Consider the following 24,012-nt stretch of genomic DNA (forward strand, 5'->3'; position numbering starts at 1 on the left):
TCAGGGCAGCAGCGCGAAACGGCCGCTTCGTCCGCCGGGTTGCATCCGCACCTGGGCCACGTGGAAACTCTGTTGCACCACCTCGCCATCGGGGCTGAAGCTGATCTCACCCAGAGGGGTGTCGTAGCGGCCGGCGAGCAGTTCGGCCATCAGCGCCTTGCGCGCCTCCCCCAGGGGAACCCTGGTCAGCGGTTGGCGTTGGTTCAGCCGCTGCAGCGCTTCAGCCACCACCTGGTAAGCCGTGAAGGCCTGGGCCGTGAGCTGGGGAGGGATGGCCCCGCCCTTGGCCTTCTGATACAGGGCCACGAAGTCGCGGTTCACGGCCGTGTCGAGCTCCGGGCTGTAGGCCTGGGCGATCAGGATGCCGTCGCAGTAGGCCTGGCAGATCGGATAGATGTTCGGAGTGTTCATGCCGTTGCCCACCACGATCGTGCCCCTGTAACCCAGCTCGCGCAGCTGACGGATCAGGTTGCCGCCATCCACCGCCTGGGCCGAGATCACGATCAGATCGGGCGTCTCACGCAGGGCGGCGGTGATCTGGTTCTGAAAATCCTGGTCATTGAGCTGGGTGCGCTGCACCGTCACGGGCTTGAGCCCCTTGTCGGTGAGCGCCTTCTGGAAGATGGCGGTCTCGGAGGTGCTGTAAGCGTCGTCCTGGGCATAGAACACCGCCGCCCGACGGATCGAGGGGGTCAGCTCCAGAGCCTTGGCGATGGACAGGGGTGCAATCTCGGTGCTGGGGGCCGACACCCGGCTGATGAAGCCACCGATCTGGGGAATGCCGCTGGCGGTGTTGGAGGGCGCCACCACCGGCACGCCGCGGCGCTGGGCGATCGGGTCGGCCGCGAAGGCCTGCTGCGAGAGGGTCGGACCGATCAGGGCCACCATCCCAGCGTCGATCAGCAGATTGAAGGCCTGGCTGGCGGTGGCCTCATCGCCGCCGCCGTCCTCGAGGCGCAGGTTCAGCGGCAGGGCGCCCTGAGGGTTGGCCCCCTGGCGTTGCTGGAACCAGGCCTGAGCGAGCTTGAGGCCGATCTGCTGATCCTGCCCGTAGGCATTGGCGTTGCTGGTGAGCGAGAGCACCGCCCCGACGGGGATGCCTCCCTTGAGCTGCAGCGGCTGGTCTTCGGCGCGGGGTCCGCAGGCCGCCAGTGCGGTCCCCAGGGAAAGAGCGGCCCCCAGGACGGCCGCGATCCGGAAACGCTGGCCTGCCTGCATCAGGCGATGGCGGCGAAGCAGTCGCGGAAGGCCCGGAGGGTGGCTTCGATGTCGGCGTCGCTGTGGGCCAGGGAGGTGAATCCGGCCTCGAAGGCACTGGGGGCCAGGTAGATCCCGCGCTCGAGCATGGCCCGGTGCAGCCGACCGAAGCGCTGGCTGTCGGTGGCCTTGGCTTCCTCGAAGTTGCGCACGGGCCCCTCGCAGAGGAAGAAGCCGAACATGGCGCTGATCGAGCCGCCGCAGATCGGAAGGCCGGCCTCGGCACCCGCCGCTTGGATGCCGTCGCTGAGGCGTTTGGTGATCGTCTCCAGCCGTTCGTAGGTGCCGGGCTGTTTCAGCAGTTCCAGGGTCTTGATGCCGGCGGTCATCGCCAGAGGATTGCCGCTGAGGGTGCCGGCCTGGTACATCGGCCCGGCCGGGGCCACCATCGCCATGATGTCGGCCCTGCCGCCATAGGCGCCCACCGGCAGGCCGCCGCCGATCACCTTGCCCAGGGTGGTGAGATCGGGGGTGATGCCGAAGCGGGCCTGGGCGCCGCCGTAGCTGATGCGGAAGCCCGTCATCACCTCATCGAAGGTGAGCAGGGCGCCGTGCTCGGTGGTCAGTTCGCGCAGACCCTCGAGGAATCCCGGTTCGGGTGTGATGAAGCCGGCGTTGCCCACCACGGGCTCGAGGATCACCCCGGCGATTTCGCCGGGGTTGTCGGCGAAGAGCTGTTTCACCGCCTCCAGGTCGTTGTAGGGGGCGGTGAGCGTGTTGGTGGTGGTGGTGCGGGGGACTCCAGGGGAATCGGGCAGTCCGAGCGTGGCCACGCCCGAGCCGGCCTTCACCAGGAACATGTCGGCGTGGCCGTGGTAGCAGCCCTCGAACTTGATCAGCTTGTCGCGGCCGGTGAAGGCCCGCATCAGCCGCAGCACCGACATGCAGGCCTCGGTGCCCGAATTCACGAAGCGGACCATCTCGACGCTGGGGACCGCCTCGATCACCATCTCCGCCAGGGTGTTCTCCAGGGCGCAGGGGGCGCCGAAGCTGGTGCCCTTGTCGAGAGCCTCATGCAGGGCGGCGATCACTTCCGGGTGGGCATGACCGCAGATCGCCGGCCCCCAGCTGCCGATGTAATCGATGTAGCGGTTGCCGTCCACGTCCCAGGCATAGGCGCCCTTGACCCTGTCGAAGACGATTGGGTCACCGCCCACCGAGCGGAAGGCCCGCACCGGTGAACTGACCCCACCGGGCATCAGGGTCTTTGCGGCACTGAAGAGGTCCTGGGAACGGGAGGTGTTCAGGGCAGGAACCGAAACAGGGGCCGAAGTCAAGGCGTGATCCGCGAACGTTGAAGGGGGTAAGGGGCTGGGCCGACCCTGAGGAGAGCCCTGGCACCACCTGACCATGGTGCATCTTCGCCCAACGGGCTGCCGTTCCCGTCAGCAGAAGCACCAACCATGCCAGCGGATCGTCTCCGCGGACCCCCCATCAGACGTTGTTTGCGCAAGATTTCGCAACGAGTCTTTCCGGCCCGGAGCTCCTGGGAGGTGCTCACCCGCCATGCTCGCTATCGTCACGGAGCTGCCCGTTGTTGTTGGCTGACCCCTTGGCCAAGCCGCCTGCCCTGACCCTGCCCTGGGGCCGGATCGAGCGGCGTCTGCGTCAGTTGCTGCCCTCCAGGGCAGTGGTGGCCCGTCGCCCGGAGCTGCTCACCTACGACAGCGATGGCCTCACCCTGCAGCGGCATGAGCCGCCCCTGGTGGTGCTGCCTGAAACCACTGACCAGGTGGCGGCGGTTCTGCGCCTCTGCCATGAGGAGGGGATTCCTTTCGTGGCCCGAGGCAGCGGCACTGGCCTCTCGGGCGGTGCCGTGGCCGAACAGGAGTCGCTGCTGGTGGTGACCAGCCGCATGCGTTCTGTCCTGGCCGTGGATCTGGAGAACCAGCGCATCACCGTTCAGCCGGGGGTGATCAACAGCTGGGTCACCCGTGCCGTGGCCGGCGATGGCTTCTACTACGCCCCCGACCCCTCCAGCCAGGTGGTCTGCAGCATCGGCGGCAACGTGGCCGAGAACGCCGGTGGAGTGCACTGCCTCAAGTACGGCGTCACCAGCAATCACGTGCTGGAGCTGGAGGTGGTGCTCCCGGATGGCCGCATCACCCGCCTGGGTGGAAGCCTGGCGGAAATGCCCGGCCTGGATCTGCGCGGAGTTTTCATCGGCAGCGAGGGCACCCTCGGCATTGCCACCGCCATCACCCTGCGGCTGCTGCCACAGCCCCAGACGGTGCAGGTGCTGCTGGCGGATTTCCCCTCGATGGAAGCGGCCGGTGAGGCGGTGCGCCGCGTCACCGAAGCGGGGGTGCTGCCGGCGGGGATGGAGATCATGGACAACTTCACGATCAATGCCGTCGACGACCTCTTCGGCTGCGATGAGTACCCCCGCGATGCGGCTGCGGTGCTGCTGATCGAGCTCGACGGCCGCCTGGAGGAGGTGAGCGCCGCGGCGGAGAGGGCGATGGAGCTCTGCTGTCAGGCCGGCGCCCGTACCTTGCGCCGGGCCGAATCCGAGGCCGATCGCGCCCTGCTCTGGAAGGGGCGCAAGTCGGCCTTCGCGGCCGTGGGCCGGATCACCCCCACCTATTACGTTCAGGACGGGGTTGTTCCCCGCAGCGCCCTGCCGCAGGTCCTGGCCGCGATCGAGGAACTCAGCCGCCGCTATGCCCTGCCGGTGGCCAATGTCTTCCATGCCGGTGACGGCAACCTGCACCCGCTGATCCTCTACGACGCCGGCCAGACCGACGTGCAGGAGAGGGTTCAGGCCCTCGGCGCCGACATCCTGCGTCTGTGCATCGACGCCGGCGGCAGCATCACCGGTGAGCATGGGGTGGGCGCCGACAAGCGGTGCTACATGGATTGGATGTTCTCCCCGGACGACCTGGACACGATGCAGCTGGTGCGCCAGGCCTTCGATCCCGAGGGCCGAGCCAATCCCGGCAAGCTCTTCCCCACCCCTCGCAGCTGCGGCGAGTCAGCCCGTCGTTCCCGCAGCGTGCGCGTGCAGGTGTCCTCCGCTGATGACGCCGGCGCTGAGACCTCCGATCAATCCCTGGCCGCAGCGATCGAGGTGTTCTGAGCCTTCGCAGCCTGGTCAGGCTGCCACGGGCACCTGGTAGCGGGCGATGCGCGCGAAACCGGCTGGATCCAGTGAAGCGCCTCCCACCAGCACGCCGTCGATGTCGGGCTGGGCCATCAGCAGGTCGATGTTCTCCGCCTTGACCGAGCCGCCGTACTGGATCACCACATCGTTGTAGCCCACCCAGCCACGGATCAGGGCGCAGAGGCGGTTGGCTTCTTCGGCTCCGCAGGTCTTGCCGGTGCCGATCGCCCAGATGGGCTCGTAAGCCACCACCAGGCGGGTGGGGTCAAGGCCTTCGAGGCCCTGGTCCACCTGTCGACGGATCACCCGCTCGGCTTCGCCCGCCTCCCGCTGGGAATCGCTCTCGCCCACGCACAGAATCGGGATCATTCCCGACTTCTGGGCCGTACGGGCCCGCAGATTGATCTGTTCGTCGGTTTCGCTGTAGTACTTCCGCGGCTCGCTGTGGCCCACGATCGCGTGGCTGACGCCATGTTCCAGCAGCATCGGGGCCGAGATCATGCCCGTGTAGGCCCCCATGTGATCCCAGTGCACATTCTGGGAGGCGATCTTCACGGGACTGCCCGCGAGAGCTTCACTCAGGGCGGCGATGGCGGTGAAGGGAGGGGCCAGCACCACCTCCCGATCACTGGGAAGGTCTCCCAGAAGGGGCAGGAAAGCGGCGGCATAGGCCCGCGCCTCGGCGCAGGTCATGTGCATCTTCCAGTTCCCTGCAATCACGGCCTTACGCACAGGATCGTCCTCGCCCAGAACTGCCCCACAACCTAGGTCTCGGAGGGGACCACCAGTCTCAGTCGCTCGAGTTCCACCGTGTCGCCCGGCAGGAGCTGGCGGCCGCGGCGACGTTCCACAGACCCGTTGACCCTGACCTCTCCAGCCTGCACACGCACCTTGGCTTCACCGCCGGTGGCCACCAGGCCCTGGAACTTGAGGAACTGATCAAGCCGCAAGAGACGGAGAGCCGAATCGGCACTGATAAGGTTCGCCGATGCTCGCACCCCCACCGGCCGGCTTTCGCGGGCTGCTGCCGCTGCTGAAGCCCCACCGCCGCAGGCTGGTGGCCGGTGGCCTGTGCATGCTTGTGTTCGTGGCCTGCTGGCCACTGCTCGCCGCTCTGGCAGGCCAGCTGATCCCGGCTATCGGCGCGGGCGATTTCCCCCGGGTGCTGCGGGCGATCTCCCTGGCTCTGGCGGTGTTCCTGGTGCAGAAGCTGGCCCAGTTCGGCCAGGACACCCTGCTGGCCTCCCCGGCGCTGCAGGTGAGTCAGGCGCTGCGCAGTCAGTTGTTCGCGCGTCTCCAGCGGCTGGAGTTCTCGGCCCTGGAGAAACTTTCGGCCGGTGATCTCACCTATCGCCTCACCGAAGACGCCGACCGCGTCGGCGAAGTGATCTACAAAACGATTCAGGACACCACCCCAAGCCTGCTGCAGCTGGTGGTGGTGTTCGGCTACATGGTGTTCCTGGACTGGAAGCTGTCGCTGGCCACCCTTCTGCTGGCCCCCTTGGTGGCGGTGATGGTCAGCGGTTTCGGCGCCCGGGTGATGGGGGCGGCGGAGCGCAGCCAGAAGCAGGTGAGCGACCTGGCGGGGCTGCTGGCCGAAGCCATCGGTGGACTGCCCCTGGTGCGGGCCTTCGCGGCGGAAGCCTGGCTGCAGGACCGCTTCGAGCAGGAAATCGATCTGCACCGGCGCGCCCGGTACCGCACCCTGCGTCTGCTGGCCCTGCAACATCCGGTGGTGGGCTTCATCGAAGCGGCCGGCATCCTCTCCGTGCTGCTGATCGGGGCGGCACGCATCCAGGCCGGAGGACTCGACAGCCAGGGGTTCAGCTCCTATGTGGCTGCCCTGCTGATGCTGATCGATCCGATCTCACACCTGACCACCAACTACAACGAGTTCCAGCAGGGGCAGGCGTCCCTCAACCGCCTGCGCGAGATCGAGCGTGAGCCGATGGAGATCCCCGACAGCCCCGGGGCGCAGCCCCTCGGGCCGGTGCGTGGAGCCCTGCGCCTGGAGCATGTCTGGTTTGGCTACGAACCGGAACAGCCGGTGCTGAGGGATCTCGATCTGAGCGCGGAGCCCGGACAGCTGGTGGCCCTGGTGGGCCCTTCGGGTGCGGGCAAGAGCACCCTGTTTTCGTTGCTGTTGCGCTTCAACACCGCCCAGAGAGGGCGGGTGCTGCTCGATGGTCAGGACCTCGCGGGCCTGCGGGCCGCCGACCTGCGCCGGGCTGTGGCCCTGGTGCCCCAGCAGAGCCGTGTGTTCTCGGGCAGCGTGGCCGAGGCGATCCGCTTCGGTCGTCCCGCCAGCGACGAGCAGGTGCATCAGGCGGCGCGTCTGGCCAATGCGGCCGGCTTCATCGAAGCCCTCCCCGAGGGCTATCACTCCCGCATCGAGGAGCGGGGCAGCAATTTCTCCGGTGGCCAGCTCCAGCGCATCGCCATCGCCAGGGCGGTGCTCGGTGATCCCGCGGTGCTGCTGCTGGATGAGGCCACCAGCGCACTCGATGCGGAGGCGGAGGAGGCGGTGCAGCGGGGCCTGAAGCAGGCGATGGCCGGCCGCACCGTCCTGGTGATCGCCCACCGCCTCTCCACTGTGCAGGGGGCCGACCAGATCCTGGTGCTGGAGGGAGGAGGCATCATCGAGCGCGGCAGCCATGATCAGCTGATGGCAAGACCCGGCCGCTACCGCGAGCTGTGCGACCGTCAGTTGATCCGGGTGGCGGCCTGAGCCGTCCGCGTTGATGCCACACCCCAGGTTCCGCCGTTCAGTTCCACGCACGAGCGACCATGGCTGAAATGCCTCAGTGGGAGTACCGGGTCATCCACATCAATGTGGAGAACACCTCCCCACCCCAACCGCCCGATCCCCAGGCCGCCAGTCAGAAGCTGCAGGGGATTCTCAGTCCGGAATTCATCGCCCGGGAGTTTCCCGAGTTCTACGGCGCCTCCCAGACCCCTCGTCACCCGGCGGAGCAGCTGCAGTTCTTCATGAACCTGCTCGGCAAGGAGGGCTGGGAAATGGTCGAGGCGGCCCAGGTGGGCCCGCTGCTGATGTTCTTCTTCAAACGGATCCGCCGCCCGGCCCCGGCCAAGCTGCCGCCGGCCGGCACATCCCTGGCCGCTCCAGGCGCCGAGAGCCCGCCGGGAGCGGCTTAACCTGCCCCCGACGACACAGTGGTGACCTTGACGGCCTCTCCCAACCAACCCCCCGTTCTCACCTTCGAGGGCAAGCGCTACGAACTCAATGCTCTCCCCGACGACGTCAAGGAACTCGTGCGGGGTATGCAGGTGGCCGACGCCCAGCTGCGGCTCTATGAGGACACCCTCAAGGTGCTGGCCGTCGGGCGCCAGTCGATGGCCTTTCAGCTGAACGAACGGCTCAAGTCGATCCCCGCCCTGCCGGACGGGGTCTGAACCTGTGCTTCACCCGGCCATGGGGGGCTCCAGGGCCTCGAGGGATTCGAAGCGGAAGGTCTGCAGGTTCGGGGTTTCCGGTGCTTCAGGGTCTTCGCTGCTGATCACCCGCTCACTCAGCACCCAGGGGCCCTCACCGGACAGGGGCACGAAGGTGTCGGTGAAGGAGCTCATGCCGCTACGGGCCTCGCCGCTGGCCGGATCGCTGTACTGGCTGGTGTAGGTGCGGCTGAGGTAGCCCGCTCCGGTGTCGGTGGTGCTGCCGGTGAAGATCGTGACCACGGTGCCGTGGATCTGCCGGTGCACCATCGTGACCACCGAATCCTTGATGCGGTAGCGGTCGCCGGCGTTCTTTCCGCCCACGATCACCTCGAGTCCCACGGCGTCGGTGTCGCCGGCGGTGAAGGTGTTGGCGCCGTGGGTCTGCTCGAAGCTGCGGCGCACCCTGTGGATGCACACCTCCCAGAGCTGGGAACCGATGGCTTTGCTGATCGCCTCGTCCTCGATGCCCTCCACGCTGGCCTTGAGGTCGGCGCCCACCGTGAAGGTGCCCTCCACCCGTCGTCCGTCCTGTTCCCAGACGCAGCGGCCGCGGTACCCGGCAAAGCCCGGATCCCAGGTGTAGCGGTTCTCGTAGGCCGCGCGGAACAGCTCGCGGATGTCGCTGCCGGGGGCGACGGCGGCCTCAACGGCGCCGGTGGCTCCGGCGCTGGTCGGGATGGCAGTGCTGGTCAAGGGACGGGAGGCCCGAGGGGCATCAACCCTAACGAGCCGGAACCGGGTGGATGTCCTGAAGGGCCGTCACAGTGAGCTCCTGATGCTGCAGTGTGGCGATCGCCTCCACGGCCGCCCGCGCTCCGGCCAGGGTGGTCACCGTGGGCACGGCGTAGTCGAGGGCGGCCCGGCGCAGGTACTTGTCGTCGTGGGTGGCCTGACGGCCGATGGGAGTGTTCACGATCAGCTGGATCCGGCCGGATCGGATCGCGTCCTCGATGTTGGGCCGGCCTTCATGCACCTTCAGGATCGACTCCACCTCCAGGCCCGCCTCCTGGAGCACCCTGGCGGTGCCGCTGGTGGCGATCAGGTCCAGGCCCAGCTCCGAGAGCCGCCGGGCCACCGGTACCAGGGAGGGCTTGTCGCGGTCGTGGGTGGAGAGGAACACCGTGCCCGTGCCGGGCAGGGCTTCACCAGCCGCGATCTCGGCCTTGGCGTAGGCCATGCCGAAGCTGGCCCCGCTGCCCATCACTTCGCCGGTGGATCGCATCTCCGGGCCGAGCAGGGTGTCGGCTCCGGGGAAGCGCTTGAAGGGCAGCACCGCCTCCTTGACGTTCTGCAGTGGCGGGACCGGCTCGCTGGTGAGGCCCAGTTCGCCGAGGGTGTGGCCGGCCATCAGCAGGCTGGCCAGCTTGGCCAGGGGCACGCCGGTGGCCTTGGCCACGAAGGGCACCGTGCGGGAGGCGCGCGGGTTGGCCTCGATGATGAACACCCGATCCCCCGCGATGGGGTCTGGCTGGACGGCGAACTGGAGGTTGATGAGGCCGGTCACCTCCAGGGCCAGGGCCAGGTCCCGGGTCCACTGGCGGATCGTGGCCAGCGCCTGCTCGGAGAGCGACACCGCCGGCAGGGTGCAGGCCGAATCGCCGGAATGGATGCCGGCCGGTTCGATGTGCTCCATCAGGCCGCCGATCACCACCTGGCCCTGACGATCGGCCAGGGCATCGACGTCCACCTCGATGGCGTTCTCCAGGTACTGGTCGACCAGCACCGGGTGATCGGGTTCCACCTGCACGGCCTCCACCATGTAGCGGTTGAGTTCCTCCTCGTCGAAGACCACCTCCATGGCACGACCACCGAGCACATAGCTGGGCCGCACCACCACCGGATAGCCCACCCGCTCGGCCACGGCGCGGGCCTCCGCCTCGCTGCGGGCCAGGCCGTTGCGGGGCTGACGGATGTCGAGGCGGCGCAGGATCGCTTCGAACTGCTCCCGGTCCTCGGCCTGATCGATCGATTCCGGGGACGTGCCCCAGAGGCGGGTGCCGGTGGCGGCACCGTCCGGCGTGGCCAGCCAGCGCAGCAGGGGCAGGGCGAGCTTGAGTGGAGTCTGGCCGCCGAACTGCACGATCACCCCCTCGGGTTTCTCCGCCTCGATCACGTTGAGCACGTCTTCGAGGGTGAGAGGCTCGAAATAGAGCCGGTCACTGGTGTCGTAATCCGTCGACACCGTTTCCGGGTTGCTGTTCACCATCACCGTGGCGAAGCCGTCGGCCCGCAGGGCGAACGACGCGTGGCAGCAGCAGTAGTCGAACTCGATGCCCTGACCGATGCGGTTGGGCCCGCCGCCGAGGATCATCACCTTGCGGCGGGTTTCCGGGCGCACCTCATCCTCCGGAGCCAGGCGGATCGCCTGGCCTGCCTCGTCGAGGCGCTCCAGGGGCCGTTCGTAGGTGGCGTAGTGGTAAGGGGTGGTGGACGCGAATTCCGCTGCGCAGGTGTCCACCGTCTTGAACACCGCGCTCACCCCGAGAGCCTGGCGGTAGCGGCGGACACTCAGTTCGTCGCCACCGCTGGCCCAGGCGATCTGACGGTCGGAGAAGCCGAGTTGCTTCAGCTCCAGCAGATCCGCCGCCGAGAGTTGCTCGAGAGTCCGTCCCCGCAGCAGCCGCTCCTCGGCCTCGATCAGCTGCCGGAGCTTGGCGAGGAACCACGGATCGATGGCGCTGAGCTGGTGGATCTCCTCGTCGCTGCGGCCCGCCACCATGGCGGCGCGCACCGCGAAGATCCGATCGGGTGAGGGGGTGCGCAGCATCCGCTCGAGGTCGGTGGGCTCCAGGGGCTTGTCGGGGCGGTCACAGCCCCAGCCGGCATGGCCTGTTTCCAGCGAGCGCAGGGCCTTCTGGAACGACTCCTCGAAGCAACGGCCGATCGCCATCGCCTCGCCCACCGATTTCATCGACGTGGTGAGCACCGCCGGTGAACCCTGGAACTTCTCGAAGGCGAAGCGGGGGATCTTGGTCACCACGTAGTCGATCGTGGGCTCGAAGCAGGCGGGCGTCTTGCCGGTGATGTCGTTGAGAATCTCGTCGAGGGTGTAGCCCACGGCCAGGCGTGCCGCGATCTTGGCGATCGGGAAGCCGGTGGCCTTGGACGCCAGCGCCGACGATCGGCTCACCCTCGGGTTCATCTCGATCACCACCACGTCGCCGTTGGCGGGGTTGATCGCGAACTGGATGTTGCTGCCGCCGGTCTCCACGCCGATCTCGCGGATGATCGCGATCGACTGGTCCCGCAGGCGCTGGTACTCCCGGTCGGTGAGAGTCTGGGCTGGCGCCACGGTGATCGAGTCGCCCGTGTGCACCCCCATCGGGTCGAGGTTCTCGATGCTGCAGATGATCACCACGTTGTCGGCGAGATCACGCATCACCTCCAGCTCGAATTCCTTCCAGCCGATCAGCGACTGCTCGATCAGGATCTGGCTGACCGGGCTGGCCTCCAGGCCGCTCTTGCAGAAGGCCTGGAATTCCTCGGGGTTGTAGGCGATGCCGCCGCCGGAACCTCCCAGGGTGAAGGCCGGCCGGATGATGCGGGGGTAGGTGCCGATCTCTTCACCCACGCGTTCGGCTTCCTCCAGCGAGGAGGCGATGCCGGACGGGCACACGGCCACCCCGATCCGCTCCATGGCCTCCTTGAACAGGCGCCGGTCCTCGGCCTTCCGGATCGCCTGGAGATTGGCTCCGATCAGCTCCACACCGAAGCGCTCGAGGGTGCCGTCCTCCGCCAGGGCCACCGCCAGGTTGAGGGCCGTCTGGCCGCCCATGGTGGGCAGCAGGGCATCGGGGCGCTCCAGTTCGATCACCTGTCTCACCACGTCGGGGGTGAGAGGCTCGATGTAGGTGCGATCCGCCATGTCCGGATCGGTCATGATCGAGGCCGGGTTGGAATTCACCAGCACCACCTCGTATCCCTCGTCGCGGAGGGCCTTGCAGGCCTGGGTTCCCGAATAGTCGAATTCGCAGGCCTGGCCGATCACGATCGGTCCCGAGCCCAGCAGAAGGATGCGATGCAGATCCGACCGGCGGGGCATGGGCGGCGCTTGAACTGCCAAACCTCGCCAGCCTCTCACGGCCCCACCACCGACCCGGACGGTGAAGCGCTGTGTCCTCGCTAACGTGAGGATCTTGTGATCAGCGAATGTGGCTCCATGAGCGAACTCCAGCGCCTGAAGGGGCTCCTCCCTCCGGAGATGCAGAGCTGGGTGTTTGTGGAAGCGGCTGCCTCCGCCGATCCCCCCCTGATCACGATCGAGGAGATCGGCCGCGATGAGGTGGAGATCCAGGTGGACCTGCTCAAGTGGGAGCCCTTCGCTCTCGACCACCGCAACCTGCTCTTCTGGCATGAGGTGGGGCGGATCCAGAACGATGCCGTTCCCCGCGACGGCTGGGAGATGGCAGCCCTGGCCATCGGCCTCGGTGGCGCCATCGGCGAGCTCTGGGTGCAGGACGGGCTGCTGCTGATGATGGCCCTGGGTCTCTCCGGCTTCGCCGGCTATCGCCTCTACCTCAAGAACAACAACGAGAAGCGTCTGCAGGACGCCATCGCCGCCGATGAGCGGGCCATCTCCCTGGCCTGCCGTTTCGGCTACAGCCTCCCCAACGCCTACAAGAGCCTGGGTGGCGCCCTCAAGGAACTGCTGGAGCAGACCCGCAAGAAGCGTCGTCGCTCCTTCTACGAGGACCGCCTCGAGGCGCTGCGCAAGAGTGCGGGCCGAGCCAGAGCTGAAATGGCCCAGCAACAGGGAAGCCGTCAGTCTGTGACCAGTGAGAACGTCTATGGCTGAGTCAGCCCCCAGCCCAGCCCTGGTGTCCTCCGGTGACAGCCGCGCACTGGCCCTGCTCGCCGCCGAGGCCTGTGACGACCGTAAGGCCGTCGACATTCGCCTCATCCGGGTGGAGGAGGTCTCGTCCCTGGCCGACTGGTTCGTGATCTGCTCCGGCCTCTCCGATGTGCAGGTGCGGGCCATCGCCCGGTCCGTGGAGGATCGGCTTGAAAGCGAGGCCGGCCGGCTCCCCCTGCGCACGGAGGGCCAGAGCGAAGGACGCTGGGTTCTGCTCGATTACGGCGAACTGATCGTGCATGTGCTCACCCCGGCTGAGCGTCGCTATTACGACCTGGAATCCTTCTGGGGGCACGGTGACCATGAGCCATTCCTAAGCTCACAACCAGCCCTGCCCCAATGAGTCGTCCCTCGGGGACTGCTCGCCACCAGCTCAGCGACCTCCCGGTGACTTTCCTCTGACTGCCATGGATCAGGCCTGCTCGGAGAGTCCCTGCCCGGTGCCGCCGGAGCAGCGCCCTCTCGAGGAATACCGCCAGCTCTGCAGCTCCTGGTTCTTCGCCTGGCCTGCGCTCACCAACGCCGGCCTGTGGCGGCCTCTGCTGATCAGCTGGTGTCTGGCTCTTCCGCTCACCGTCCTGATCAGCTCCGGCAGCTGGCCCCTGCGTCACGATCCCCTGCAGCTGGCCGCCACGGCGGCGGTGGCGGCGGTGCTGCCGTCCCTGCTGTTGCTGACCCGGCAGTGGCTGGGCTGGTCCTACGTCAACCGTCGCCTGATCTCCGAGCGGGTGGAGTACGAGGAATCGGGCTGGTACGACGGCCAGGTGTGGGAGAAGCCCCTGGCCTGGCGTCAGCAGGATCTGCTGGTGGCCCGCCATCAGGTGAGGCCGGTGCTGGTCCGGCTGCGCCAGGCCCTCAGCCTCGCCCTGCTGCTGCTGCTGGGGGGTGCCGGCCTCTGCCAGGCTCTCTGAGCGTTCCACCCGCGGTCTCTTTCCCTCCCCGATGACCCTGTCCTCCAGCTTCGGCAGCCCTCAGCGCCCCGGGGTGCCTCCCCTGGAGGTGCGTCTGCTGCGCAACGGCATCGCGGAGTCGCTCCATCGCGTCCATGCGGCGGTCTGCGACAAGCGCGGCCGGGTGCTGATGCGCGCCGGCGACCCCCAGCGGCTCAGCTTCATACGCTCGGCGCTGAAGCCTTTCCAGGCCATGGTTTTTGTGAGCAGCGGCGCCGCCGATCAGACCGGCAGCGGCGACCGCGGACTGGCCATCGCCTGCGCCTCCCATGCCGGCACCGCCGCCCACGCCCGCGAGGCCTTCAAGCTGCTCTGGAGCGCCGACATCGAAGCTGAACAGCTGCAATGCCCCACCCCGGCAGGAGCCGACAGTCCGCTTCAGCACAACTGCTCCGGCAAGCACGCGGCCTTTCTCACCACCTGCCGGCGTCTGCACTGGCCCCTGGAGAGCTATCTGCATGTGGACCATCCGCTGCAGCAGCAGATGCTGCGCAGGGTCGGGGAACTGCTGGGGCTGCCGGGGGCTGAGCTGGTCACCGCCCGCGACGACTGCGGTGCCCCCACCCTGCAGCTGCCGCTGGCCCAGATGGCTCTGCTCTTCGCCCACCTCGGCTCCTCCGAGCACGCGGATCTGGAGCGGCTCAGCCGGGCGATGCTCGCCCACCCGGAGCTGGTGGCCGGTGAAGGGCGCTTCGACACCGAGCTGATGGCCCGGGGTCACGGCATGGTGATCAGCAAGGGTGGTGCCGAGGGCATCCAGTGCCTCAGCCGCGTCGGCGAGGGTCTGGGACTGGCGATCAAGGTGGAGGACGGAGCCAGCCGGGCCAAGCACGCGGTGGCTCTGCACCTGCTCGAGCAGCTCGACTGGCTCACCCCGATCACCCTTGAGGACCTCAAGCGCCAGTTCCTGGTGCCTGGAGAGGGGCTCGAGCTGGCGGTGAGTGGCGAGTTGCGCTTCGATGCCGCGACCACCTGAGGTCTGCGGTTTGCTGACGGGCACCTTGGGCTGGTAGTCTCCAACAGGCGCCGCGGGGTAGAGCAGTCTGGTAGCTCGTCGGGCTCATAACCCGAAGGTCAGGAGTTCAAATCTCCTCCCCGCCACCACATCACGAAGCCCGGTCATCTCCAGATGCCCGGGCTTTTTGATGGCGCTCCCCCCTTCCAGCCCTGCCCTAGCTTCGGCCTGTGCTGCCGGCTGGGAAGCCCTCGGATGTCGTCTGGCCTTGCCGCATCTCCCCGCTTCGATCCAGTCCTCACCTACGACGCGGTGGTTGTGGGTTCGGGTGCCACAGGTGGAGTGGCCGCGATGGTGCTGGCGGAGGCGGGCCTGCGCGTGCTGGTGCTGGAGGCGGGCCCCGATCTGAGCCCCGCGAGGGCCTTCGGCCGGGAGCCAGTCAACAGCCTGCGCCGGCTGGCCAACCTCAGCAGCGGCCGCCAGAAGCTGCAGAGCCAGCACCCGGGCTACTGGAAGGCCAACCCCGATCTCTACGTCGATGAGATCAGGAACCCCTACACCACTCCCGAGAAGCGGCCATTCCTGTGGAGCCGGGGACGGCAGGTGGGGGGCAAGAGCCTCACCTGGGGCGGCATCACCCTGCGCCTCTCCGACCATGAGTTCAAGGCGGCCGAGCGGGATGGCCATGGCCTGCCCTGGCCGATCGCGGGGGAGGATCTCGCCCCCTACTACGACAGGCTCGAGCGGATGCTCGGGGTGCACGGCCAGTGCGACGGTCTGTCCCAGCTCCCCGACGGCCAGTACCTGCCTCCCCTGCCATTCACTCCCGCGGAGGAGCACCTGGGCGGGGCGATCGCCCGCGAGCTGGGCCTGCCCCTGATTCACTCGCGAGGCTTCCGGCTGCAGCGGCGCTCGGCCAGCAGTCCCTGGCCCCGCTCCTGCTCCCAGGGCGGTGCCCTGGCCCGTGCCCTTGCCAGTGGCCGGGTGTGCCTGCGCAGCGATGCGGTGGTGAGCCATGTGGAGATCGGCGGTGACGGCCTCGCCGAGGGAGTCGTCTTTGTCGATCGCCTCGGAGGCGTTCGCCACCGTGCCCGGGGCCGGCTGGTGGTGCTCTGTGCCTCCACCCTCGAGAGCGTGAGGATCCTGCTTCACTCCGGCGAGTCGCACCAGAGCCGGGGCCTGCCCGATGACTCGGGCTGCCTGGGGCGGTACCTGATGGATCACATCTCCAGCAGCCGCTTCTTCGCGCTGCCCGATCAGCCGCCACCGGCTGAGGCGGCTGAGCTCTCCGGGGCTGGCAGTGCCTTCATCCCCAACACGGTGAACCTCGAGGGCCCCGGTGATCTCCCCTTTCTGCGTGGCTACGGCCTCTGGGTGGGAGTGCAGCGTTTCGATCCACCCGCACCGTTCAAGCGCCATCCCCACGAGGCGGTGGGGTTTCTGATCGGCCACGGCGAGGTGCTGCCCCGGTCTGCGAACCGGCTCACGCTCAGTTCCTCCGTCAGAGATGCCTGGGGGCTGCCGGCCGCCCACATCGACTGCCACTGGGGGGAGAACGAACACCGGATGGTCACCCACATGCAGCAGCGGATGCAGGAGGTGGTGGCGGCCGGCGGCGGGGAGATCCACCCCCTCCAGGACCTGTTCCTGTTCCCCCTGGCTGAACCCCTGGTCCGCCGTGGTGTGGCCCTTGCCCCCACGGCGGCCCCTCCCGGCTACTACATCCATGAGCTGGGCGGCGCCCGCATGGCCGCAATCCCGGAGAACGGGGTGCTCGATTCCTGGAACCGCCACTGGCAGGCCCCGAACCTGCTCGTGACTGATGGGTCCTGCTGGCCCAGTGCCGGCTGGCAGAGCCCGACCCTGACCGAAATGGCGATCACCTGGCGGGCCTGCGAGCGGGCGGCGGCCGATCTGGGCCGCTCGGGGATGTGAGCGGCTGCACACCAGCGTGGGCAACTGGTGTCAATGACCACAACCTGGCTGGATCGCAGGCCGCACAATCTGCGGGCGACCTTTCAACGGGTCGGGCAAGGGAGAAACGGCGGGAGCGGCAGCTTCCGCTTTTTTTTTGGCGTTTTCTGGCCGTTGTCTCGCGCCGCTCTGCCGACCCTCAACTGGAGCCGGCCTTCATGAACAGACCATCGAGGTAGTGCTGGGTCACGCAGCGGTCGCTGCAACCGTTCTGGAACAGGAAGCCGGCCAGGGCGGAGGTGATCAGGCGGTACTGATCCCAGTGGGGGTGGCTGAGCATGAACTCGTGCATGCCGTTGAAGAGGTCTTCGGGGATCTCTGCTTCCAGGCTGATGTCAGCGCTGCCCCGGGTCTCTTGGCCATCGTGATGCATGGGCATGGATCCACTTGGATGGACCCAGAAAGCCACGGAGAGGGGTGTGGCGTCAAAGCGGCCGTGCGGCGTCGGATTCACCCGGCCCAAGGCTGAGACAGCCAGCCCTTGAGCGGTCTTGCACCCCTTGGCGAGGACCCGGACAGGGTGTGCAAAGGGATGGCGGCGGGCTGTCAAGTTCCGGGCCTGGGGAAGGGCGGAATCCCCAGGCCCAACGCCGTGGCGGACGGTTAGGCCCCATAACCTGTGGAAAAACCCCTTCCGACCTGGGGAAAACCCCATCAACCTGGGGAAATCGCTGATGCATGAGCAGGGCTTATGCCAACCGTGTCTCCTGCGACTCGGCTGGGATCGAGACAGGTGAGCCGGCCGGGCCGAGGCTGCGCGGACCGAGGGGATGGTCCGCCTGGGGATAGGGCGCGTGGGTGTGCGCGTGGCCGGGACCATGGCTGTGGCTGTGGTCGCCGTGGCCGTGGCTGTGGCCCATGGGGATCGGCACCCCGTCCGGCTGGCAGGCGCCGGTGCATTCGCGCTCGCAGAGTGTGCAGCTCTCCACCAGGCCTTCCACGTGGTGGTGGTGGCTGCGCTGGGGAGACCCCACCTCGCTCTCGAAGCCCAGCACCTGGTCCCTGTATTTGCACAGGGAACAGTTCATCTGCGTGTCCCCCCGGATCACCTCCTCGACCCGTTCGCGGAAGGTGTCAAGCACCAGGGGGTGGTCCCCCAGGTAGCTGGCCGAGAGGAACTCGATCTCGGGATGATCCGCCGCCACCCGCTGGCTGTGCTGCTGGATCCTGCTCACCAGCACGCCCGAGAAGAGGAAATAGGGGAAGACGACGATGCGGCGGAAGCCCAGCTTGAGCGCATGGCGCAGGCCAGGCTCCACCAGTGGGAAGGTGACCCCGGAATACAGGGTCTCCCCCCAGCCGAAGCCCATGCCCTCCACCAGCATCCGCGTCACCTTGCTGACGTTGGAATTGGCATCGGGATCAGACGAACCTCGTCCCACCACCACCAGCAGGGTGTCGTGCAGCGGAACGGAGGTGCCGGCCTGCTCCAGGCAGGCGCTGATCCGGGCGGCGGCAGCCTGGATCATCTTGCGGTCGATCCCCAGTTCCCGGCCGTAGTCGATGCGCAGACCGGTTTCTGCCGCATAGGTGTTGAGAACCGAGGGGATGTCGTTCTTGGCATGGCCGGCCGCGAACAGCATTCCCGGTACCGCCAGCACGTGCTCCACCCCCTGGGAGCGCAGATTGTCCAGGCCATCCCGCAGGATCGGGCGGGCGAATTCGAGGTAGCCGTAGTCGACGGGCACGCCCGGCAGACGGGCGCGCAGCCCCTCCGCCAGCTGAGCGAACTCGCCAACGGCCAGGCGGTTGCGACTGCCATGACCGCAGACCATCACGCCGAGCTTGCCGTGGGGGCCGAGGGCCGTCAGGGGTTGTGCTGGAGAAGAAACCATGGGCCATCCTGCCTTGGGGGACCCTATCGCTCCCCCCCTGGCGCGCACCGGGCGCTTCGGAGGGATGGGCAGGGGGACAACCCCAAGGCGGTCTCTGACCAGTAAGGCTCGACAGCAGATCTGTCAATGCTTCGTAAGGTACTGTTGCATTAATTCAGGTTCGCGTCGCGCTCCATGACCACCACCTCCCCTGCCCGTTCCGGTTCCGCTCCTGGCCAGACCTGGTACGAGAGTGCCGCCGCGGCCCAGATCCACGAAGAACAGCTCCGCCGCGTCGAGCTCATCAATGGCCGTGCCGCCATGCTCGGCTTCGTGATCGGTGTGCTCACCGAAGCTCTCACAGGCCAGGGGATCCTGCATCAGATCGGCCTGGGCACCCTGCTCTCCCAGGGCTGAACTGAACAGCCTCAGGCGCTGTAGGCCTTGCGTGGGGGAATCGGGTAGGGAATGCGCCGATGGCGCATGCGCCGCCACACCTTCACGAAGGCGCGGATCACCAGTTCCAGTTCGCCCAGGCTGATGCCGCTGTCGCGCAGCTGTCCGTCGAGTCGCCTGGCGTCGATCAGGCGTCGGACCATGGCCGCGGCCTCCTGCTCCGAGGTGCCTGGCGGCAGGGAGCGCAGGGCCGCTTCGCAGCCATCGGCAAGCATGAGGATCCCCGTTTCCCGGCTCTGGGGGGTGGGGCCCCGGTAGCGAAAGGCGGCTTCGGGTGTGGAGGGATCGAGTTCACGCGCCTGATGAAAGAAGTAGCCCATCCGCAGGGTGCCCTGGTGCTCGGGAATGAAGTCCTCCAGGGGGCGGGGCAGCCGGTACTTCCGGGCCAGCTTGAGCCCTTCATCCACATGGGCCTGGAGGACCCTGGCGCTGCCGAACGGATCGTTGAGCTCGTCGTGGGGGTTGGGCCCCTCGGACTGGTTCTCGATGAACCACTGGGGCGCATGCAGTTTGCCCACATCGTGGTAGAGCGATCCCGTGCGGATCAGGTCCACGTCGGCGCCGATCGCCCGGGCTCCCTCCTCAGCGAGTCCGCAGATCATCAGGGTGTGCTCGAAGGTGCCAGGGGCCTCCGTGGACAACCGCCGCAGCAGCGGCCGCTCCAGATCGGCCATCTCCAGCAGGCGGGCACGCGTCAGCAGCCCGAAGAAGCTCTCCACCAGCGGGCCGAGAAGCAGGCCCCCCATCAGCAGGCCCCCCATGAGCAGGGCCTCGGCGGCCAGTTCGGTGCCGCTCGGGGGCACCCGGGTGCGTCCATGCCAGAGGGCCACGCTCTGCAGCACGAGCCACTGGAGCGCCAGTGCTCCGACCGGCAGCAGGATCGCCAGCTGCACCAGCTGAGCCCGGCTGCGCTGACGTCCGGCCAGCACAGCCGCCGCCACGGCCACCAGGGCCGCCACGAGCAGGCGTACTCCGCTGAAGTCATCCAGAGGCTGGGGCCAGAGCAGGCTGGCCACCGCCAGCCAGCCCAGGCCGGCCGGCGTTCCCAGGGCCTGGGCCAGCAGCAGCGTTGGGGGTACCAGCAGCGCCAGGGGGCTGGCGGCGTTGCCCAGCCAGAGTTTGAAGCCCTGCACCACCGCCAGCATCGCCAGTGCCAGGAGGGCATGACGGGGCTCGAGGCTGCAGCGCCAGCGGCGCAGGATCAGGACCATCACCACGCAGCCGACCAGGGCTTCGCTGAAGTACCCCAACCAGGTCCACAGCAGCGGCCGGCGGTTCACCAGGCCGAAATAATCGAGCACGTCGTAGGCCTGGGGGCTGATCGGTTCCCCCTGGCGTGCGATCAGATCACCTTTCTTGACCACGATTCGGGGGATGCCCTGCTGATTGAGCAGCTCCTCGATCAGCTGCTGGCTCATCAGCGGGTCGGTGCGCAGGTTGGTCCGCCCCTGCAGGTTCGTGGCCAGCAGGCGGCTCCCCAGGCTCAGTCCCGGCTCCTCCATCGGCGAGAGCTGGAGCCGGGCCGCCAGCTCCAGCTGGCGCTTGGCGAGGTTGCCCACGATCCCCTGGCTGAGCATGCGCTGCTGGGCCTTGCGCAGCGCCAGCTTCCAGTTGTTCAGATCCTTGGGGTCGCGGCCCACCAGCCAGGCCCGCTCCTGGGGGCTGAGGTTGAGCGGTCCCACCCTGGTCTGGCTGCTGCGCGACACCTGGTCCAGTTCCTGCAGCTGACGCTCCAGCCGCTCCTGCAGCATCTGGTTGGCCTCCAGATCCACGACCTGCACATGGGTGCGGGTCCCCAGCTGGGAACGGCGTTGCTCCAGGGCTTCGCTGTTGATGACGGTGGCGTCCTCAGGGGCGGTGACGCTGATCGGCGCGGCGATCCCCGGCCGCAGACTCGGCTCCACCAGCCACGGCCAGCTGGAAATCATGGCCACCAGCGCACAGGCCAGAAGAATCGCGGCCCAGTCGAGGCGTCGCCAGGAGCAGAGGGCCTGGCATGGGCTTTCCTGCCGCAGCAGCCGACGCCAGATGTTCTTGAGGCGACCCCGTCGCAGCACCATCACCGTTGCTTGAAGCCAAACGCTAGCCAGGGCGCCTGCACGCGCTCCGCTGCATGCTGGAGCTGTCCGCAACCATGAACCGATGGCCCTTCGCCTCGACGGCCGCCAGCTCGCGGCGGAGCTGGAGACCCGCCTGCGCGCCGTCATCAGCGAGCGGTTGGAGCGGGCCGGCCGCCCTCCGGGTCTGGCGGTGCTTCGGGTGGGGGATGATCCCGCCAGTGGGGTTTACGTGGCCAACAAGGCCAGGGCCTGCGACCGGGTGGGCATCCACAGCCTGGTGGAGCACCGGGGCGCCGACTCCACTCCGGAGGAGCTGCTGGCTCTGATCACGGCACTCAACCGGGACCCGGCGGTGGATGGCATCCTCCTGCAACTGCCCCTGCCGGCCGGGCTGGATGAAGCTCCGCTGCTGGCGGCGGTTGATCCGGCCAAGGACGCCGATGGGCTGCATACCCTCAACCTCGGTCGGCTGCTCAAGGGCGAGCCGGGGCCGCGCAGCTGCACACCGGCCGGAGTGATGGCTCTGCTGGCCCGCCATGGGATCGATCCCGCCGGCCGCCGGGCCGTGGTGGTCGGCCGCAGCATCCTTGTGGGCCAGCCGATGGCTCTGATGCTGCAGGCCGCCGATGCCACGGTGAGCGTGGCCCACTCCCGCACCCGTGAGCTGGCGGCCCTCACCCGGCAGGCGGAGATCCTGGTGGTGGCTGCCGGTCGGCCGCGCCTGGTGGGCGCCGAGCATGTGAGCCCTGGAGCGGTGGTGGTGGATGTGGGCATTCACCGCCTGAACGGGAGCCTCTGCGGTGATGTGCGGTTCGAGGAGGTGGAGCCGCTGGCCAGCGCCATCACGCCGGTGCCTGGTGGTGTCGGGCCGATGACAGTCACGATGCTGCTGGTGAACACCGTGGTGAGCTGGTGGAAGCGGACGCAGGAGGGGGATCCAGGCCCGGGTCGTGTGGACCATCCCCTGGCGGATCTGCTGGCCTGAGCCACCGCTGGGCCGATGGCCTGAGAGAATCCCCGCCAGCGCGCTGGTACCCATGGCCGTGGCGGTGAGCACGGACTTTGATTTCGCCGCCTACCTGGAGTCGGCCCGGCTTCAGGTGGAGCAGGCCCTCGAGGCCTCACTCGGTCCCGAGCGGCCCGAGTCCCTGCGCGAGGCGATGCGCTATTCGCTGCTGGCGGGTGGAAAGCGCCTGCGCCCGATCCTCTGCCTGGCGGCCTGTGAACTGGCCGGCGGAGAGGTGGCTCTGGCCCTGCCCACGGCGGTGGCGCTGGAGATGATCCACACCATGTCGTTGATCCACGACGATCTCCCCGCCATGGACAATGACGACCTGCGCCGCGGACGTCCCACCAACCACAAGGTGTTCGGCGATGCCCAGGCGATTCTGGCCGGGGATGCCCTGCTCACCAGAGCCTTCGAGATGGTGGCCCTGCGCAGCCCCGGCGTGCCGGCGGAACGCCTGCTCCAGGTGGTCGGGGAGCTGTCCCTTGCTGCCGGAGCTCCCGGGCTGGTGGGTGGCCAGGTGGTCGATCTGGAGTCGGAAGGCAAGGACGTGGACCTCGCCACCCTGGAGTACATCCATCTGCACAAGACCGGTGCTCTGCTGCAGGCCTGCGTGCTCACCGGGGCCATGATCGCCGGAGCCAGCGAGCCCCTGCTCCAGGGCCTGCGCACCTATTCCAGGGGCATCGGCCTGGCCTTTCAGATCATCGACGACATCCTGGATGTGACGGCCAGCAGTGAGGTGCTGGGCAAGACCGCAGGCAAGGATCTCGCTGCCGACAAGACCACCTATCCCAAGCTGCTGGGTCTGCAGGAATCGAGGCAACGGGCTGATGCCCTGGTGGCCGAGGCCAAGGCCGCCCTCCAGCCCTGGGAGGCCAGCGCCCGTCCTCTCCTGGCGCTGGCCGACTACATCACGAGCCGGGATCGATGATCGGTTCTCCCCTCTCGGATGGTCCCCTGATTCAGTTGCTCGACAACGGTGTGCTGGCCTGGGCTCTGATCGCCTGCGGTCTGGCCCAGCTCGGCAAGTTGCTGGTGGAGCTGGTAGAGCATGGCCGCTGGCGGCCTGCGGTGTTGTTCGAAACCGGGGGCATGCCCTCCAGCCACTCGGCTCTGATCACCGGGGCCTGCGCCGGCATCGGCTGGGAACTGGGATTTGCCGATCCCCTCTTCGCTTTCGCCTGCACCATCGCCTTCATCGTCATGTACGACGCCAGCGGGGTGCGCCGGGCCGCGGGCCTCCAGGCTGCCCGCCTCAACGCTCTGCCCGCCTCCCTCTGGAACCCCGGGCCGCCTGACCGGCTCAAGGAGAGCCTCGGCCACACCCGCTCGGAGGTGCTGGCCGGCAGTCTGATCGGCCCGGCGATCGCCCTGACGGGGCTGGCCCTGGCTGGATCGCCGCTGCAGATTGCCCAGGGGTGGGGTTGGCTGCCTCTGGCCTGAGCGACAGCGCGCCCGGCGGCCCCCCGGAGCTCACCCCGTCCCAGAGCCGTGCGGTGGACACCTTCACGGCATGGCTGGCGCGACCCGTCAGGGATGAGCCCTTCGTGCTCAGCGGCTATGCCGGCACAGGCAAGACGTTCCTGTCGATGGTCTTCCTGGCCGCGGCCGAAGCCAGGGGGCTCTGCTGGACCGCGGTGGCCCCGACCCACAAGGCCGTCGGAGTTCTGCGGGGCGCTCTGGAGCTGGCGGGTCTGCGCCCCACCTGGCACCCCTCCACCCTGCATCGGCTTCTGCGCCTGAAGCTGCGCCGCTTGGCGGGGCGGGAGGTCTGCGAAGAAACCGATCAGACCGCGCTGGCCCTGGAGCACCTCGGGCTGGTGCTGATCGACGAGGCCTCGATGGTGGATCCCAGTCTGCTGCGCTTCAGCCTGCAGGGGGCCCACCCCTACGGCACCCGGCTGGTGTTCGTTGGCGATCCGGCCCAGCTGCCGCCGGTGGGGGAAGCGCTCAGCCCGGTGTTCGCGCTGCAGCGCTCCTGCCGCGCCGATCTCACTGAGGTGGTTCGCCACCAGGGCCCCGTGCTGCGCCTGGCCACCGCCCTGCGCCAGGAGCAGTTTCCCTGCCGTCTGCCCCCGGTGGGGCCCCACCGCCGGACGCCCCAGGGGACTGTGGCTGTGCTGGAG

General features: G+C 68.1%; 23 protein-coding genes and 1 tRNA gene. 15 read left to right on the top strand and 9 right to left on the bottom strand.

Annotation, left to right across the window (positions count from 1 at the left end; genetic code table 11):
• Positions 1–1,218, bottom strand: a complete 1,218-nt coding sequence (locus VB734_RS00545) for an ABC transporter substrate-binding protein (RefSeq protein ID WP_322781518.1) — start codon at positions 1,216–1,218, stop codon at positions 1–3.
• Positions 1,218–2,534, bottom strand: coding sequence for a glutamate-1-semialdehyde 2,1-aminomutase (gene hemL, locus VB734_RS00550; RefSeq protein WP_197164654.1), 1,317 nt, complete (start codon positions 2,532–2,534; stop codon positions 1,218–1,220). Before hemL ends, VB734_RS00545 begins: the two co-directional genes overlap by 1 nt.
• A gap of 275 nt (positions 2,535–2,809) precedes the next feature.
• Here hemL and VB734_RS00555 point away from each other — a divergent pair, with 275 nt between their 5' ends.
• Complete coding sequence (locus VB734_RS00555; RefSeq protein WP_197164652.1) at positions 2,810–4,336, top strand: FAD-linked oxidase C-terminal domain-containing protein; 1,527 nt, start codon at positions 2,810–2,812, stop codon at positions 4,334–4,336.
• 15 nt (positions 4,337–4,351) lie between these two features.
• On the opposite strand, the gene tpiA is transcribed toward VB734_RS00555, so the two are convergent.
• Together tpiA and VB734_RS00565 are read right to left on the bottom strand one after the other, a co-directional pair.
• Positions 4,352–5,092: a triose-phosphate isomerase gene (gene tpiA, locus VB734_RS00560; RefSeq protein ID WP_197164650.1), complete on the bottom strand. Its 741-nt coding sequence runs from the start codon at positions 5,090–5,092 to the stop codon at positions 4,352–4,354.
• A 32-nt stretch (positions 5,093–5,124) separates the two neighbouring features.
• Positions 5,125–5,310 (bottom strand): RNA-binding S4 domain-containing protein, encoded by a 186-nt coding sequence (locus tag VB734_RS00565; protein WP_197164648.1) that lies wholly within the window; start codon positions 5,308–5,310, stop codon positions 5,125–5,127.
• Positions 5,311–5,348: 38 nt separating this feature from the next.
• On the opposite strand from VB734_RS00565, the gene VB734_RS00570 reads away from it, so the two are divergent.
• Genes VB734_RS00570 through VB734_RS00580 form a run of 3 tightly spaced genes read left to right on the top strand, consistent with a single transcriptional unit; the run spans position 5,349 to position 7,774 of the window.
• Complete coding sequence (locus tag VB734_RS00570) at positions 5,349–7,088, top strand: ABC transporter ATP-binding protein (RefSeq protein ID WP_197164646.1); 1,740 nt, start codon at positions 5,349–5,351, stop codon at positions 7,086–7,088.
• 59 nt (positions 7,089–7,147) lie between these two features.
• Entirely contained in the window at positions 7,148–7,516 is a 369-nt protein-coding gene (locus tag VB734_RS00575; protein WP_156776544.1) for a hypothetical protein, read from the top strand.
• 27 nt (positions 7,517–7,543) lie between these two features.
• Positions 7,544–7,774 (top strand): DUF6447 family protein, encoded by a 231-nt coding sequence (locus VB734_RS00580; RefSeq protein ID WP_006170799.1) that lies wholly within the window; start codon positions 7,544–7,546, stop codon positions 7,772–7,774.
• A 9-nt stretch (positions 7,775–7,783) separates the two neighbouring features.
• Here VB734_RS00580 and VB734_RS00585 read toward each other — a convergent pair whose 3' ends face one another.
• Entirely contained in the window at positions 7,784–8,509 is a 726-nt protein-coding gene (locus VB734_RS00585; protein ID WP_322781516.1) for a DUF3386 domain-containing protein, read from the bottom strand.
• A gap of 28 nt (positions 8,510–8,537) precedes the next feature.
• Positions 8,538–11,858 carry a carbamoyl-phosphate synthase large subunit gene (gene carB, locus VB734_RS00590; protein ID WP_322781515.1) on the bottom strand — a complete coding sequence of 1,107 codons (3,321 nt, stop codon included), beginning with the start codon at positions 11,856–11,858 and terminating at the stop codon, positions 8,538–8,540.
• Positions 11,859–11,975: 117 nt separating this feature from the next.
• Between carB and VB734_RS00595 the strand changes: the two genes are divergently transcribed.
• The 6 genes from VB734_RS00595 (at position 11,976) to VB734_RS00620 (ending at position 16,508) form a co-directional block, all read left to right on the top strand.
• On the top strand, positions 11,976–12,611 hold the full coding sequence (locus VB734_RS00595) for a DUF3318 domain-containing protein (RefSeq protein WP_197164634.1): 636 nt from the start codon (positions 11,976–11,978) through the stop codon (positions 12,609–12,611).
• A complete protein-coding gene (gene rsfS / locus VB734_RS00600; RefSeq protein WP_197164632.1) occupies positions 12,604–13,011 on the top strand; it encodes a ribosome silencing factor in 408 nt (135 codons plus the stop codon). The genes VB734_RS00595 and rsfS overlap by 8 nt, the downstream gene beginning before the upstream one ends.
• Positions 13,012–13,075: 64 nt before the next feature.
• A complete protein-coding gene (locus VB734_RS00605; RefSeq protein ID WP_197164624.1) occupies positions 13,076–13,579 on the top strand; it encodes a CGLD27 family protein in 504 nt (167 codons plus the stop codon).
• Positions 13,580–13,610: 31 nt separating this feature from the next.
• Entirely contained in the window at positions 13,611–14,594 is a 984-nt protein-coding gene (locus VB734_RS00610; protein ID WP_197164622.1) for an asparaginase, read from the top strand.
• Positions 14,595–14,645: 51 nt separating this feature from the next.
• Positions 14,646–14,722 (top strand) — tRNA-Met (locus VB734_RS00615).
• Between the two features lie 106 nt (positions 14,723–14,828).
• Positions 14,829–16,508, top strand: coding sequence for a GMC family oxidoreductase (locus VB734_RS00620; protein WP_322781514.1), 1,680 nt, complete (start codon positions 14,829–14,831; stop codon positions 16,506–16,508).
• 178 nt (positions 16,509–16,686) lie between these two features.
• On the opposite strand, the gene VB734_RS00625 is transcribed toward VB734_RS00620, so the two are convergent.
• Together VB734_RS00625 and VB734_RS00630 are read right to left on the bottom strand one after the other, a co-directional pair.
• Entirely contained in the window at positions 16,687–16,920 is a 234-nt protein-coding gene (locus VB734_RS00625) for a DUF2811 domain-containing protein (protein WP_197166935.1), read from the bottom strand.
• 316 nt (positions 16,921–17,236) lie between these two features.
• On the bottom strand, positions 17,237–18,382 hold the full coding sequence (locus VB734_RS00630) for a sirohydrochlorin chelatase (RefSeq protein ID WP_197164618.1): 1,146 nt from the start codon (positions 18,380–18,382) through the stop codon (positions 17,237–17,239).
• A 174-nt stretch (positions 18,383–18,556) separates the two neighbouring features.
• On the opposite strand from VB734_RS00630, the gene VB734_RS00635 reads away from it, so the two are divergent.
• Complete coding sequence (locus VB734_RS00635) at positions 18,557–18,778, top strand: chlorophyll a/b-binding protein (RefSeq protein WP_322781513.1); 222 nt, start codon at positions 18,557–18,559, stop codon at positions 18,776–18,778.
• Between the two features lie 11 nt (positions 18,779–18,789).
• Here VB734_RS00635 and VB734_RS00640 read toward each other — a convergent pair whose 3' ends face one another.
• Positions 18,790–20,877, bottom strand: a complete 2,088-nt coding sequence (locus tag VB734_RS00640; RefSeq protein WP_323242857.1) for an HDIG domain-containing metalloprotein — start codon at positions 20,875–20,877, stop codon at positions 18,790–18,792.
• Positions 20,878–20,959: 82 nt separating this feature from the next.
• Here VB734_RS00640 and folD point away from each other — a divergent pair, with 82 nt between their 5' ends.
• From folD to VB734_RS00660, 4 genes are all read left to right on the top strand, one after another.
• Entirely contained in the window at positions 20,960–21,862 is a 903-nt protein-coding gene (gene folD / locus VB734_RS00645) for a bifunctional methylenetetrahydrofolate dehydrogenase/methenyltetrahydrofolate cyclohydrolase FolD (protein ID WP_322781511.1), read from the top strand.
• A gap of 52 nt (positions 21,863–21,914) precedes the next feature.
• Complete coding sequence (crtE, locus tag VB734_RS00650) at positions 21,915–22,817, top strand: geranylgeranyl diphosphate synthase CrtE (protein ID WP_322781510.1); 903 nt, start codon at positions 21,915–21,917, stop codon at positions 22,815–22,817.
• Positions 22,814–23,329 carry a divergent PAP2 family protein gene (locus tag VB734_RS00655; RefSeq protein WP_197164608.1) on the top strand — a complete coding sequence of 172 codons (516 nt, stop codon included), beginning with the start codon at positions 22,814–22,816 and terminating at the stop codon, positions 23,327–23,329. Before crtE ends, VB734_RS00655 begins: the two co-directional genes overlap by 4 nt.
• A partial coding sequence (locus VB734_RS00660) for an AAA family ATPase (RefSeq protein WP_323242858.1) occupies positions 23,305–24,012 on the top strand: 708 nt, incomplete at its 3' end. The genes VB734_RS00655 and VB734_RS00660, both read left to right, overlap by 25 nt.

This window comes from Synechococcus sp. BA-124 BA4, from assembly GCF_034931165.1.

What these genes read in the sequence shown, in the direction of transcription:
- VB734_RS00630 (WP_197164618.1), bottom strand. Translation starts at nt 18,382, where the DNA reads ATGGTTTCTTCTCCAGCACAACCCCTGACGGCCCTCGGCCCCCACGGC.
- VB734_RS00610 (WP_197164622.1), top strand. Translation starts at nt 13,611, where the DNA reads ATGACCCTGTCCTCCAGCTTCGGCAGCCCTCAGCGCCCCGGGGTGCCT.
- VB734_RS00545 (WP_322781518.1), bottom strand. Translation starts at nt 1,218, where the DNA reads ATGCAGGCAGGCCAGCGTTTCCGGATCGCGGCCGTCCTGGGGGCCGCT.
- carB (WP_322781515.1), bottom strand. Translation starts at nt 11,858, where the DNA reads ATGCCCCGCCGGTCGGATCTGCATCGCATCCTTCTGCTGGGCTCGGGA.
- rsfS (WP_197164632.1), top strand. Translation starts at nt 12,604, where the DNA reads ATGGCTGAGTCAGCCCCCAGCCCAGCCCTGGTGTCCTCCGGTGACAGC.
- folD (WP_322781511.1), top strand. Translation starts at nt 20,960, where the DNA reads ATGGCCCTTCGCCTCGACGGCCGCCAGCTCGCGGCGGAGCTGGAGACC.
- VB734_RS00595 (WP_197164634.1), top strand. Translation starts at nt 11,976, where the DNA reads ATGAGCGAACTCCAGCGCCTGAAGGGGCTCCTCCCTCCGGAGATGCAG.
- VB734_RS00570 (WP_197164646.1), top strand. Translation starts at nt 5,349, where the DNA reads ATGCTCGCACCCCCACCGGCCGGCTTTCGCGGGCTGCTGCCGCTGCTG.
- VB734_RS00605 (WP_197164624.1), top strand. Translation starts at nt 13,076, where the DNA reads ATGGATCAGGCCTGCTCGGAGAGTCCCTGCCCGGTGCCGCCGGAGCAG.
- VB734_RS00575 (WP_156776544.1), top strand. Translation starts at nt 7,148, where the DNA reads ATGGCTGAAATGCCTCAGTGGGAGTACCGGGTCATCCACATCAATGTG.
- crtE (WP_322781510.1), top strand. Translation starts at nt 21,915, where the DNA reads ATGGCCGTGGCGGTGAGCACGGACTTTGATTTCGCCGCCTACCTGGAG.
- VB734_RS00635 (WP_322781513.1), top strand. Translation starts at nt 18,557, where the DNA reads ATGACCACCACCTCCCCTGCCCGTTCCGGTTCCGCTCCTGGCCAGACC.
- VB734_RS00640 (WP_323242857.1), bottom strand. Translation starts at nt 20,877, where the DNA reads ATGGTGCTGCGACGGGGTCGCCTCAAGAACATCTGGCGTCGGCTGCTG.
- VB734_RS00625 (WP_197166935.1), bottom strand. Translation starts at nt 16,920, where the DNA reads ATGCATCACGATGGCCAAGAGACCCGGGGCAGCGCTGACATCAGCCTG.
- VB734_RS00655 (WP_197164608.1), top strand. Translation starts at nt 22,814, where the DNA reads ATGATCGGTTCTCCCCTCTCGGATGGTCCCCTGATTCAGTTGCTCGAC.
- VB734_RS00620 (WP_322781514.1), top strand. Translation starts at nt 14,829, where the DNA reads ATGTCGTCTGGCCTTGCCGCATCTCCCCGCTTCGATCCAGTCCTCACC.